A 14,629-nucleotide genomic window follows, 5' to 3' on the forward strand; every position below is an offset into this window, starting at 1 on the left:
GTGTAGGTAGAGATTGGTCTACCTACATTATGTAAATGCTTAATTATTCTCTTTTAACTTATTGATCTCTTCTATGGCAATCTTGATTCTTGATGCAACTTCTTTAGCACCTAGAACCTCTTGCATAATCATTAAGTCTGGACCACCACCTTTACCAGAGATAGCCACTCTCAAAGCAGGCATTACTTTACCTAAATTGATTTCATGTTTCTCTAATACAGCAGTGAAAGTATCTTTGGCAATATCAGCCGTAAACTCTTCCATGCCTTCTATTGTGGCAGCATAGTCTTCAAGAACTGTTACTCCTTCAGGTTTCCACTTCTTTTTTACGGTTTTTTTGTCGTATTCAGAAGGAACTTCATAGAAGAAACGTCCGTCTCTCCAGATCTCATGAGGGAATGTAACACGCTCTTTTAACTGATTGGCTACTTGCGCAGCTTTTTCAGGAGTAGTAGCTACACCATCAGCCTCCATGTCAGCCATCAAGTATTGAGCTAATTCTTCATCAGACTTTTCCTTTAGGTATTGTTGATTAAACCATTTTGCTTTGTCGATGTCGAATTTAGTGCCTGCCTTAGTCACTCTTTCCATAGTGAATTCTTCTACTAATTCATTTAGCGTAAAGAATTCTCTTTCGTCTCCAGGATTCCAGCCTAAGAAAGCTAAGAAATTGATGAAAGCATCATTTAAGTAGCCATCTTGTTTGAATCCTCTAGAGATATCACCAGTAGCAGGATCTTTCCACTCTAGTGGGAATACAGCAAAGCCCATTTTATCGCCATCTCTCTTACTTAATTTACCATTTCCATCAGGTTTTAGTAATAAAGGTAAGTGAGCAAAACGAGGCATAGTATCTTCCCAACCTAAATATTTATATAATAATACATGAAGTGGGGCAGAAGGTAACCATTCTTCACCTCTAATCACGTGTGTAATGCCCATTAAATGATCATCCACAACATTAGCAAGGTGGTAGGTAGGCATACCATCAGACTTCATTAAAATTTTATCGTCAATTGTATGAGAATGAACCATTACCCATCCTCTAACCATATCATTTAATCTGATTTCCTCTTTTCTAGGAACTTTTAAACGGATAACATAAGGATCACCATTCTCAATTCTTTGCTTTACTTCATCAGCAGAAAGCGTAAGAGAGTTGGTCATCTGCATTCTTGTCATCGCGTTGTATTGAGGTGTATTTACGCGCGCTTGTTTTAAACGCTCACGCATTTCCTCTAATTCATCAGGAGTGTCAAATGCATAATAAGCAAGGTCGTTTTGGACTAATTTTTCGGCATATTCTCTGTAGATTTCCTTACGCTCAGATTGTCTGTAAGGACCACATTCCCCTGGTTTCCAAGGAGCCTCATCAGCTACGATGCCCGCCCATTCCAAACTCTGCTTAATATATTCTTCAGCACCTTCCACAAAGCGGTTCTGATCTGTATCCTCGATACGTACCAAGAAATCGCCACCATTGTGTTTGGCAAAAAGGTAATTAAATAATGCAGTTCTCACTCCACCAATGTGAAGAGGTCCGGTAGGACTTGGCGCAAAACGTACTCTTACTTTATTTTCCATTTTTATATGTGATATAATTTTTTCTAGTAATCTGCAAATCTAATCAAATCATCGAAATAAGTTTGTTTTTATAACCTATAAGTTGAAATAAAACGCCATCGATTTAAAATCATTATTAGATAATCCTATGTGAAAATTAAAAAATGAGGAAGTGCTGATACTTTTGCCTCTATATAGGTGTGGAATTAGAATGCACAAAAAAAGGCGACTCTTTCGAATCGCCTTCTTCTAAAATGCAAGAATATATTATTTCGCATCATAAGCCCATTTTAGGTAGACAGATCCCCATGTGAATCCACCACCAAATGCAGCTAAAATGATATTATCGCCTTTTTTAAATTGTTTTTCGAAATCCCAAAGACAAAGAGGAATAGTTGCTCCAGTTGTATTGCCATACTTTTCGATATTAATACAAACTTTGTCATTACCAACACCCATTCTTTTTGCAGTGGCATCAATAATTCTAAGATTGGCTTGATGTGGTACTAAATAAGCCACATCATCTGCAGAAAGATTGTTTTGCTGCATAATCTGAGCAGCAGCCGCAGACATATTTGTAACAGCATGCTTAAATACAGATTTACCATCTTGATGAAAATAGTGATGTTCACCCATCACTTGTTCTTCAGAATAAGGAAATGCAGATCCTCTTTTAACATTAAGAAGTTCTTTTCCTGATCCATCAGAAAACATTAAGGCATCGACTACACCTAACTCATTATGAGGTTCCAGTAAAACAGCGGCTGCACCATCACCAAAAAGAATACAAGAATTTCTATCCTTATAGTCAATTACCGACGACATCTTATCAGCACCAATAATAACTACTTTTTTATAGTTACCTGATTTGATAAAATTTGACCCCATTTCTAGGGCATAAATAAAACCAGAACAAGCAGCCGAAACATCAAAAGACATTGCTTTAGTTCCAATAGCTTCCCCAACAAGGTTGGCTGTTGAAATAAATCCCATGTCTGGTGTAGAAGTAGCACAGATAATTAAATCTACGTCTTCTCCATTGATGTTTGCTTTGTCTAGTAAGGCATTTACAGCATTTATTGCTAATACTGAAGTCCCTTTAGTTTCGTCCTTTAATATACGTCTTTCTTTTATTCCTGTACGCGTAGTAATCCATTCATCGCTAGTATCGACCAGTTTTTCTAGGTCTTTATTAGTCAATTTATGATCAGGAACCCATCCAGCTACCGCAGTGATAGCAGCATATTTAGGATTCATATCTATTTAGTTTGTGATGTGTGTGTAAAAAATACTTGGTACAATATGAATCCTAGAAAGAAAACATATCTAATATTGATGCAAAACAAATAAAATTATCCGATTAACAAAAATCTAATGAATTAAACGAATAATATTTTTTGCCTGATAAATTGAAATGAAAAAAGCATACCTTCAGATGAAACTGAAAGTATGCCTTCTATTTACTAGAATTAAATTTGCTATTTTTTAGGTAAGTCAAATTTTATTGGATCTTCTACTTTCTTAGTAAGAAGAGCAATTTCTAACACTTCTTTAGCATCTTTTACAAAATGAAGTTTAAGACCATCTGTATATTTTTCTGGAATATCTTTTACATCTCTCTGATTTCTTTCTGAGAAAATGATTTCTTTAATTCCAGCTCTTTTTGCGGCTAATAATTTTTCTTTAATACCGCCTACTGGCAATACTTTACCTCTAAGAGTAATCTCACCTGTCATTGCAAGTTTTGCTTTCACTTTTCTTTGAGTGAAAATCGATACCATAGAAGATAACATGGTAATACCAGCAGAAGGACCATCTTTAGGAACAGCACCAGCAGGAACGTGAATATGAAGATCGTAATTTTCAAAAATACGATGATCAATTCCGTACTTATCAGCATTGGCTTTTAACCAAGATAGAGCAGTGGTTGCAGATTCTTTCATGACATCACCCAACTGACCAGATAAAGTTAATCTACCTTTACCTTTGTTCAATGAGCTTTCGATGAATAGAATTTCTCCACCAACTTGCGTCCATGCTAAACCAGTGATCACACCTGCATAATCATTATCAGAATAGGTTTCTCTTTCAAAAATTGGAGCACCCAAATATTCTATAATCTGATCAGGTCCAATTGACTTTTGATATTCCTCTTCTAAGGCAATAGATTTTGCAATCTTTCTAACAACAGAACCAACCGTTCTTTCAAGTCCACGTACACCCGATTCTCTAGTGTAGTTTTCAATCAAGAATTTTAAGCCTTTAGCAGTGAAAGTGAAGTCCTTCGCTTTTAACCCATGTTCAGATCTCTGTTTTGGGATCAAATGTTTTTTAGCGATTTGTTCTTTCTCTTCGAAAGTATAACCAGTAATTTCGATAATTTCCATACGGTCCCTTAGTGCCGGTTGTATGGTATCTAAAGAATTGGCTGTAGCAATAAACAATACTTTTGATAAATCGTATTCAACTTCTAAGTAGTTATCAACGAAGGTACTGTTTTGCTCAGGGTCTAATACTTCTAATAAGGCAGAAGAAGGATCTCCTTTGAAATCATTGCCAATTTTATCAATCTCATCTAAAATAAATACAGGGTTAGATACTTTTGATTTTTTGATACTTTGGATGATTTTACCAGGCATTGCACCTACATAAGTCTTTCTGTGACCACGAATTTCAGTTTCATCGTGTAAACCACCTAAAGAAATACGGTTATATTCTCTACCTAAAGCTTTGGCAATCGAACGACCTAATGAGGTTTTACCCACACCCGGAGGGCCGTATAGACAAAGGATAGGTCCTTTAATATCGTTTTTAAGTTTTAGAACGGCTAAATATTCTAAGATACGCTCTTTCACTTTTTCTAATCCTTGATGATCTTTATCTAAGATTTTCTGAGCTAATTTTAGATCAAATTTATCATCAGTAACTTCATCCCAAGGGAGGTCAAGAAGAAACTCACAATAGTTCATTGATACTGCAAAATCAGCCGCAGCCGGATTAGAACGTTGAAGTTTTGCTAATTCTTTATTGAAATGCTCATTTACTTCCTCAGGCCACTTTTTCAAGCTTGCTTTAGCTTTCATTTCAGCAATTTCCTGATCAGGGCCTTCAACACCCAATTCAGTTTGTAGCACTTTCATTTGCTGACGCAAGTAGTAATCTCTCTGTTGTTGATCGATATCTACATTTGTTTTGCCAGCAATCTCATTTTTGATCTCTAATAGATTAACTTCCTTATGCATTAATTTAAGGAGTTTTTCTACTTTCGTTTTACCGTTAGAGACTTTTAAAATCTTCATCTTTTCATTGACATCAGCATTGATGTTTGTAGCGATGAAATTGGCTAAAAATTCTAACTCACGGATATTTTCTAGAGCATGAGATGCTTCTTGAGGAATGTCTCTATTCAGACTTAATATCTGATAAGCCACATCTTTTAAAGAAGATTCAAGTGCTAAAACTTCGTTTTTACCGATTTTTGAAAAGTCTTCTTCCATTACAGAAACTTGACCTATCATATACGGCTCTTCTGCGGTAATATTTTTCAGTTCTATTTTCTTTCTACTCTGTGCGATAATTGTCAAATTACCATCAGGAAGCTTTAAGATTTTTACGATCTGAACTAAAGTACCATATTGATGTAAATCCTCTGCCGTAGGTTCCTCTACCGAGGCGTCTTTTTGAGCAATACAAGCAATAAATTTTTTCTCATCATAGGCCTTATTCACTAGTTTGCTAGATTTCTCTCTACCAATTGTAATAGGAATAAGTACATTAGGAAAAAGAACCATATTTCTAAGCGGAAGTACAGGTACGTCTTCCAACTCTTCAATACCGTCCAAATTATAATCACTATCAACTTCGTCTGAAATAACGGAGATAATAGCATCATTATTTATATTTGATAAAAGGCCTTGGGCCAATGTGTCTTTTGTTCTCATATAAGTTTGTCTGAATCTTAGACTGCAACAACACAATTAAGTGATAATAACTTAGCAATATATCAACCAAATAAATAAAACTGACATATTTTCATAAATGCTGACAAAGTTGTCATGGTATGGTGTAATCTTTGTGAAATATTAACCGAATAAAAAAATTGGCATAACGTATCAGATTTTATAATTTGATCGTTATACAATTGCAAGTTGATTTAACTATTACACGTAATCTGAAAAATTGGTTCCTTAATCGTTGATATTTTAAGGACGCTGTTATATATCATGAGTAAAATCTTCAAAGGAGAAGGGATATTAATAATATTACTCTTAACTATATTTTTATCATCATCTGTTTTCTCCCAAAAAAGGAAGAGAAAGAATAAAAATGCTCAACAAACTGAACAACAAGAAGGCAGTGGATTGAGTATTCAGGAGTTTCAACCTACAAAAATTAATAATGTAGTGAAACTGCCTGGCTTGCAATTTCCTAACATTAATAAAATACCTCAATATTCTAATAATGCTATGATAGCTCAAATTGCTCGTTTAGAAAGAAACAAGCAATGGGAAGAATACCGAGAAGTATTGTATAAATATGTGACCTCATTTGGTATCAATAATTTTGTAAACCCTGTAGATGTAGACCTACTTTGGCGTTTAGCCAATGTGTCAGAGTATTTGGGTGATCACGCATTAGCCAAAGAGACGTATCGATTAATCTTAAGACACAATAGAACAGATATAAGCAAAGCTTTAGCACATTATGAAGAACTTACTTTATTCGATAAAACACTATATGCTAATATCAACGATTATTATCGTTTAGTCGAAAAAAGAGCTTTGATTGATACTCTGACCCCCCCAGAGGATGTTCTAATAGAAATGGGACCTCAGGTAAACTCAGACTTTTCTGATTATGGAATGACACTTGGAGGAGAAAATCAGTCGGAATTGTTATTTACAAGTAACCGTTCTGAAACAGATACCTCTGCTTTTAATAAGCAGTTTAACCCCAAAAAAAATAACGAAAATATCTACATTTCACACAAAACCACTGATGATATGTGGGGGATGGCAGAACCATTAGAAACAATCAATACCAATTATAACGAGGGTTCTCCTTATTTAAGTAAGGATGGTAATACGCTTTATTTCATTCGTTGTATGACACCTGAAGGATATGGTGATTGTGATATTTATTACAGCAAAAAGAAAGAAGATGGCACTTGGGATGAAGCGGTTAATTTAGGACCGAAAATTAATTCTTATGCATGGGATTCTCATCCTTCTTTATCTATGACTGAAGATACATTGTATTTTGCCTCTGATAGAAAGGGTGGATTTGGTAGTTCAGATATTTATTATTCTGTAAAAGATGCTAAGGGAGCGTGGGGCAAAGCAAAAAACATTGGTCCATTTATCAATTCTAGAGGTAGTGAGTTAAGTCCTTATCCACATGTGAAATACCCTATATTATATTTTTCTTCTTCTGTTGGTATCGTCAATTTCGGAGGTTTTGATATTTATAAATCATTTATTGTAGAAGGAAATTTTTCTGAACCTAAAAACGTAGGACCATTAGTAAATGGTGCTGGAGATGAATATTATTTTGCGATAGATGCAGAGGCGAAACAATTGTATTATGCCAAGTCTAAGGTAAAAGGAAATCCAAATTTGGATATGCAATCTTTTCCTTTACCTATGGAAGCAAAACCGAATAATACAGTCCGATTTTCAGGTAGAGTAGTTGAACCAACCACAGGAGAGGTATTCAAAGGGGTAGTAACTATAATTGATTTATCGGATAGAGTAGAGGTTGCTCCTAAAAAAATTAGAGAAGACGGTTCTTTTGATTTTGAACTAATCAACGATAAAAAATATTTATTGGTAATTGAAGGAGATAATTTTTTCCAGATTGAAGAGATTTTCTTTGTTGAAGGAGACAAGCATGTTCAAATCCCTGCAGTTTCTGTAAATAGTTCCTTGTCTTTTGCATCAATAGATTTTGATCCTGGCAGTGCCAAATTAAAACCTGAAATGGAAAACAATTTACATTTGGTTATTGATTTTCTTGTGAAGCATAATGATTATAGATTAATTGTTACAGGACATACAGATTCGGATGGTAACCATGATGCCAACCTTAAATTATCAAAAGAAAGAGCACAGTCCATCAAAGAATTTATAATTAACTATGGAGAGTTAAGTGCTGATCGGGTCATAGCAGATGGAAGAGGTGATTTTGATCCTATTGTAAAGAACCCCCAAACTCCCGAACAAAAACGATTGAACAGAAGAGTAGAGTTTAAAATCTTCTTAGATGAATACCGAATTTCTGTTCCTGTAGATGATAACAATATTGATTGGGGAGATGAATAACCCTGTTTGCTGGATACCATAGAATAAAAAAACAGTTTTTTGTAAGACATTTTTAATCGTTTACTCTCTGTATTTTCTGATAATGAAATTGAACAGAATCAATATTATTCTATCAAAAATTGTTGGATAAGTAGTCCTTTACTCTCATATTTGAGGACACATATACATATAAACATTTAATTTTGATCTTTTACTATGGATAAAGTAATGGCTATGACTTCACAGGAAGCAATGGAGATGGAGAAGAAGTATGGAGCAAACAACTATGCCCCTCTTCCAGTAGTGCTTTCTAAAGGTGAAGGTGTATTCGTATGGGATGTAGAAGGAAAAAGGTATTACGATTTTCTTTCTGCTTATTCTGCAGTAAATCAAGGTCACGTTCATCCACGTATTTTGAACGTGATGATTGAACAAGCCTCAAAACTTACTTTAACATCTCGAGCTTTTTACAGCGACCAATTAGGAATTGCTGAGAAAAAGCTATGTGATACTTTTGGCTTCGAAAGAGCTATTTTGATGAATACAGGTGCCGAAGGAAACGAAACTGCCATCAAATTAGCACGTAAATGGGGATATGAGAAAAAAGGTATTCCAGCCAATGAAGCAATCATCATTGGAGTAGAAAAAAACTTTCACGGTAGAACAACCACAATAATCTCAGCTTCTACAGACCCTGTAGCAACAACTAATTTTGGTCCTTTTATGCCTGGATTCAGTATCATTCCTTACAATGATTTGTCTGCGGTAGAAGAAGCACTTCAAAATCCTAATGTAGCGGGTCTTTGGTTAGAACCAATTCAAGGAGAAGCCGGAGTTTACTTACCTGATGCAGGTTATTTAAAAGCTTGTCAAGAACTATGTAAAAAGCATAATGTTTTATTCATGGTAGATGAGGTACAAACAGGTGTAGGTAGAACAGGTAAGCTTCTCGCTTCTGACTATGATGAATTTAAGCCAGATATGGTAATCTTGGGCAAAGCGATTTCAGGCGGATTTTATCCTGTTTCTGCAGTGTTAACGTCTTCTGAAGTAATGGATGTCTTTAATCCTGGGGAACATGGTTCTACTTACGGAGGTAACCCATTAGGGTGTGCTGTTATGGTAGAAGCCTTGAATGTTCTTGAAGAAGAGCAACTGATGGAAAACGCTTTCCATTTAGGAAATATCTTTAGAGAGAAATTGACAGCACTTTGTGAGAAAACAGATCTTCTTGTAAATGTTAGAGGAAAAGGACTTCTAAACGCTTTGATTGTAAATGATACAGAAGAATCTTCTACAGCTACAAAAATTTGTTATGAATTGATGCACAAAGGTCTTCTAGCCAAACCAACACATGGTAATATTATTCGTTTTGCACCTCCTTTAGTGATTTCTGAAGAGCAATTGAATGAATGTGTTGAGATCATTACTGATGTAGTGATGAACTTCGAAAAATAGATTGATTTTATCAAAAAGTAAAAGGTCAGTTTCTGAAAAGAAGCTGACCTTTTTTGATGCACTTTAATTACATAATACAATTATAATTAAGTGTATTTGTGACGACTTTTGTTGGTTTTTTTTTCGAAATGACCAAAAATTTGAGTGTTTTATTGTACTTATCTCTGAAAGTGTTTTATTATTCAATTAATCTGATTTAAAAATATATGTTAATATATTGTTCGTAATTAACACATCTTATGTTTGTGCTATTGATCAATGCTGGAAATTTTACAGGTCTAGACTAACTATTTTTATATAACTATTTTTTTTAATGAAAACCATACATTTTTTTTGCCTCTCACTATTGTTGATGACATTTACTGTCGTCAGAGGACAGCAAATAAAGACTAATGAAGACTATAATACAGAGTTATTAGGTCATTCTGAAAATGATTCAATAGAAAGTGATACTATTGAAATTCCTGTATCAAGGATTAGTAATTATCTCAAATTACTTAAAAATGATGATGAATCAATTGTATTATCTCATGGTAAAGAGTATGTATCTTTTGATAAAGAATTAGATTCACCTGTAAAAGGTATATCGAAAGATATTCAGGCTAATCAAGGTCTCTCGTTAAGCAGTTTTAATAACCTGCTAATGGAAAAAGAATTGCCTTTGCCATTTCAGAAAGATTTCATAAATCATATGAAGGAATCTGAAAAAAAAGAGTTAATTCAGGGAAGAAAAAAGTATTTAGAACATTTCGTTATTGATAACGAAAGAAAGGTACAAAACGATTTATTTAATTCAAATCCTTTGAATTTAAATGAAAGTGCATCTATTGTACAAAGTGCAGCTAGAACATCAGAAGATCTTATTCCAAATAAGAGTGATTCACTAGTTTGGTATGAAATCAAAAGTGATACTGATTCTATTTATAAAAGAGCAACTACCTATCAGTACGATGGTTTAGGGCATTTAACTAAAGAAACCGAACATATAACATTATCTGATAATTCAGTAATAGTTTGGTCTGAAGTTAGTTATGCTTATGAAGGTGAAAAACAAATATATTACGAACAGAAGGACCGTCGACATGGTAAATTAAAAACGGTTGAAAAACAAGTGACTGAATACCCGGATGATTATACTGAAGTTAAAGTTACTTACCATCTTGATGATGCTTATAATTTTAGTTTAGAAAAATATAGTAGAAAAATACAAAAATATTCTACAACTGATAGTAGTCTGATTTATGTTGAACAAGCATATTATAATAATGGACAATGGGAAATTTCTAGTGCTTCGGATTATGAGTATGAAGGAAATACTAAGATAGTAACTAATTATAATTCTTATTACACTTCTAAACTAGCACCATATCTTAAGATATATTATACTTTTTTTAATGATCATTCTTATGCTGAAATTATAACTCATAAATATAATTTGATTACTGAAGTATTCGAACCTATTTCAAAACGAACAAACCTTTTCAATGAAGAGGATTTTTATTATGGTTATGAAATTGAAAAATATGATTCTAATACTCAAGAATGGTATAAATATTCTAAAGAAATATATGATCATATAGTAAAAGATTTAGAAGAAGGAGTTTATTCTTACTCTGATTATGATTGGAACGCAGAGGATGAGTTATATTATTTAACTGAAAAAAAAATAAATAGGAATGAAGTAGACAACAACAACACTTCTTATGATAGATATATTTATACAAATAAAGGTGAAGTAGAAGTCTATACTTACGGTAACGAAGTAATTAGAGATGAAAATAATAATTATTTATCTGTTACTTATTTTGAAGGAATTAATGGCGTAAAAACTATTGATTATAGATATTCATATGAATATGATGAAAATGGAACTCAAAATGGCTATTTCATCGTACGTTATGATGAAGACTCGAAAGAGTTGGTCAAAGATTTAGGTTATAAATACAATTGGTTAGGTAATGAAATTCTTTCTTATGAAAGATATAAAGGTGAATTTACGGATGGCGAATGGTTAAAATACTCTAAAAACGTTTATAAAAAACCATACAAAAAATCAGGAATACATCAAATTTACGGCGTTGAAAATAATGAATGGGTTCTAGAGGAAACTCATGATTATGAAAAAGAGAATGATAAAGTTGAGATTTACATTAAAGAAAATATTGATGGTACTTTAGTTAATTCAGAGAAACTCGTACAGTCTTTAGAAGATGGTAAAACAATTTTAGAAAAGTACTTATATGATAATGATTCTTGGAAGAAAAACTATAAGTATATAGAAATTATTGATAAGGCAGAAAATTTATTACATGGAGAGTATTATAGTGCCTCTGAAGATAAATGGGTGGCCGATGAGTTTGAAAAATTCGAATATGTATACAGCAAAAGGTTCTCAAGAAAAGTAACGAAGAAAGAGGTTTACGAAATTGAAAATGATGTATTTAAATCGGAACCTAGTTACATATCTGAATATACTTACAATGAAGAAGGAGAATTCCTTAGAAAACTTTATTCAGATAAGAATTCACCGGCTAATTCTAGTCTTGAAGAATATAGATATAACGATAATGGAGACGAAATTTATTATGCTTTAAGTGAAAATCTTGGTGAAGATGGTAATTATAAAGAATTATCAAAACAAGAAAGAGAATATATCTATTCAGATTTTGGAGATAGTTTTCTAACAAAGTATAATGAGTATTCTTTTGTTTTGAATCAATGGCTTGAAGTTGAAAAAGCTATTAATACTTATGATGATCAATTTAGGTTTTTAATAAAAGAGAATTATAATAATTATGATGTATACAAAAATGACTTTGAAAGTGGTAGTAAGTATGAGAATACTTATAATGATAAGTCAATAAATACTTTAAGTAAACAATACTTGAATGGTGAATGGGTAAATGATGAAGAGGTGTTTGTTAATTACGACCAATATGGAAGGAAAATTAACTATAGAAGAAAGCATAGATGGTCTGAAAGTACTAACTCTTTTGGATCAGGTTATGGTTACGACTATGAGTATTTAGAAGATGATCATTTGGTAGAGAAAAAATATGCTTCATATGTGTTAGTAGATGGAGAATTTGAAGTAGGAGATTACAGAGAGAGAACGTTTGATGTAAATAACCGTATTTTAACACAAGTAGATTTTGATAAAAGTGCATCTATAAAATATACGAAAACTGAATACAATTATCTAACGTCTAATTCTTACTCTATTTTAAAATCTAATAAAAGAAATGAAGAAGATGTTTATGAGGTGAAATTGTATACGGAGAACGAAACAACTAATGATGGGTATACTATTATAAGTTCTGATTATACAGACGAAACTAAATCAACCTTTATTTCAACATACACTGATTATATTCTTGATAAATTTAGTGGCACTTCTTTAAGGTCTGAAATAAAAAGAGCTAATTCTCCAACAGTTTTAAGTTATTTAGAATCGTATTATGATTTAGACTTTTTTAATGAAGGAGTATTTATTTTAAATTCGTCAGATGGTTTATGGTATAATGATGATAAGTCTTATCAATTAGAAGAAACTTATTCTAATGGTTTATTATCAACTATTGATGTGTATTATAATAACGGTACTCAAGGATCTCCTAATTATCAGTTATATAAACAATATCTAATTTCATATGAAAATAATAGGGTCTCTAAAATAGAAGACATTAGTACTTCTTTAGCAGTTAAATATGATTTTGAGCCTTGTATGCATAACTCAATAGCTATTACAACTTCAGAAATATCTGGGAACTATTTAGAAAGTGATAATATTCCTTATGTAAAGAAGAAAAAATACGCGGCACAGAATTATGGTGACCAATCGTTTTATTTATATTTTTATAACACCACTTTCGAAAGAGATTACGGTAGTTTCAGAAAATATAACGTCAAAAAAGTTATGATTCAGAGTGCATACTATGGCTCTAGTTCTTTTAATAATTATACCTATGAACTTAACGAAAGAGGTAATAGAATTAAAACGACTAGGATTTTAGGAAGTTACGAAAATGGTCAGCATGTAATGGAAACTAAAAATGTTAATTATTATAATCATTTTGGAGACAAAGTTCAAGAAGATGTTTTATCATATATAAATAACAAATGGGTGCCAGTATCTAAAGAGTTAACTTATTTTGAGGGAGACACAAAAGTTGTTGAAAAACAACAATGGGAAAATGATAAGTTTATTCCTGATACAAAAAGGTTATATTCGAATGATCAGTCTGGCTCAACTATTTTAATACAAGATTATATTGATGGGAAATATCAAACTACTGAGGAAATAAATGAATCTTATATAGATGGTGCGTATTCTTCTAGTGAAGTTTTCTATCAAAATGGTGAAAAAGTTGGTGGTAGTAAAGAAGCTGAAGGATATAATCAGGATGGTGAATCAACATTTACCTATTATGTTTGGAATGGTGAAAAAGATGAATTTGTTCCTAAATATAAAAGAGAACATTTTGATTATTATATAAATCTTACTGTTCAAGAAGAGGATATTGATTCTTATATGTTCTATGAATACATTGATGAAGAATGGGTGAAATCGAGATACTATTTAGACATAGATGATGATAGAGCAGGTGCAAGTGACTATTTAATCGAACATTTATATGATGACAATACAAAACAATTTATTCCACTGTATAAAAAGTTCGGGAATATGTACTACCTATGGAATAAAAATACCGAAATGTTTGATGGCGTTCGTTTCGAACGATATAAAAATATCACTGAGAAATATGATGCTAATTCAGATTCTTGGAAATTATTTGAAAGAGCGTCTTACAAAGAATCTGCATTTATCTATCACAACATTCCAAGTACAGTAGATAAATTCATTACCCCTTCAATTACTATAGAAGCAACATCTATTGGAGATGTTACAGCAAGTGTTGTAAATGGAAATGTTGACTTAGAAGGGAATGAGTTGACTTTTAATTCAACAGGAATTCAGTTGATTAGTTTAGAGGCGGGTAGTGTAAGTGCTGCTAATTATACTCAAACTTTAGTACCGATATTAGTGGTATCAACAGATCCTACTTCAGTAGAAGAATTTGATCAAAATAAACTTTTAGTTTATCCTAACCCTGCAGTAAATAACTTGAATGTAAGTTTTACAGAACAAGAAAACATTGTAGGAATATCAATCTTCAATTTAGAAGGGAAAATGGTTTTAAATACTAATCAAAACCAAGTAAATGTTTCCACTCTAGCGAGAGGTGTATATTTACTAAAAATACAAACATCGAATGGTGTTTATTCTTCAAGATTTATCAAAGAATAGA

6 protein-coding genes are annotated in these 14,629 nt (G+C 32.5%); 3 read left to right on the plus strand and 3 right to left on the minus strand.

Annotated elements, in window-relative coordinates; translation table 11 throughout:
- Positions 1–39 precede the first annotated feature (39 nt).
- From gltX to lon, 3 genes are all read right to left on the minus strand, one after another.
- Positions 40–1,584 (minus strand): glutamate--tRNA ligase, encoded by a 1,545-nt coding sequence (gene gltX, locus NH26_RS00215; RefSeq protein ID WP_044224715.1) that lies wholly within the window; start codon positions 1,582–1,584, stop codon positions 40–42.
- A 246-nt stretch (positions 1,585–1,830) separates the two neighbouring features.
- Positions 1,831–2,820 carry a beta-ketoacyl-ACP synthase III gene (locus NH26_RS00220; RefSeq protein ID WP_044224712.1) on the minus strand — a complete coding sequence of 330 codons (990 nt, stop codon included), beginning with the start codon at positions 2,818–2,820 and terminating at the stop codon, positions 1,831–1,833.
- A 221-nt stretch (positions 2,821–3,041) separates the two neighbouring features.
- Positions 3,042–5,504, minus strand: a complete 2,463-nt coding sequence (lon, locus tag NH26_RS00225) for an endopeptidase La (protein WP_044224709.1) — start codon at positions 5,502–5,504, stop codon at positions 3,042–3,044.
- 282 nt (positions 5,505–5,786) lie between these two features.
- On the opposite strand from lon, the gene NH26_RS00230 reads away from it, so the two are divergent.
- From NH26_RS00230 to NH26_RS00240, 3 genes are all read left to right on the plus strand, one after another.
- Positions 5,787–7,883: an OmpA family protein gene (locus NH26_RS00230; RefSeq protein WP_044224706.1), complete on the plus strand. Its 2,097-nt coding sequence runs from the start codon at positions 5,787–5,789 to the stop codon at positions 7,881–7,883.
- Positions 7,884–8,078: 195 nt separating this feature from the next.
- A complete protein-coding gene (gene rocD, locus NH26_RS00235; protein WP_044224704.1) occupies positions 8,079–9,320 on the plus strand; it encodes an ornithine--oxo-acid transaminase in 1,242 nt (413 codons plus the stop codon).
- 352 nt (positions 9,321–9,672) lie between these two features.
- Positions 9,673–14,628 (plus strand): T9SS type A sorting domain-containing protein, encoded by a 4,956-nt coding sequence (locus NH26_RS00240; RefSeq protein WP_044224702.1) that lies wholly within the window; start codon positions 9,673–9,675, stop codon positions 14,626–14,628.
- Position 14,629: the final 1 nt, after the last annotated feature.

Origin of the sequence: Flammeovirga pacifica (assembly GCF_000807855.2) — a bacterium.
Taxonomy (GTDB): domain Bacteria; phylum Bacteroidota; class Bacteroidia; order Cytophagales; family Flammeovirgaceae; genus Flammeovirga; species Flammeovirga pacifica.

Bases quoted from the DNA above. Each gene is read 5' to 3' on its own strand.
- gltX (WP_044224715.1), bottom strand. From the start codon at position 1,584: ATGGAAAATAAAGTAAGAGTACGTTTTGCGCCAAGTCCTACCGGACCT.
- NH26_RS00220 (WP_044224712.1), bottom strand. From the start codon at position 2,820: ATGAATCCTAAATATGCTGCTATCACTGCGGTAGCTGGATGGGTTCCT.
- lon (WP_044224709.1), bottom strand. From the start codon at position 5,504: ATGAGAACAAAAGACACATTGGCCCAAGGCCTTTTATCAAATATAAAT.
- NH26_RS00230 (WP_044224706.1), top strand. From the start codon at position 5,787: ATGAGTAAAATCTTCAAAGGAGAAGGGATATTAATAATATTACTCTTA.
- rocD (WP_044224704.1), top strand. From the start codon at position 8,079: ATGGATAAAGTAATGGCTATGACTTCACAGGAAGCAATGGAGATGGAG.
- NH26_RS00240 (WP_044224702.1), top strand. From the start codon at position 9,673: ATGACATTTACTGTCGTCAGAGGACAGCAAATAAAGACTAATGAAGAC.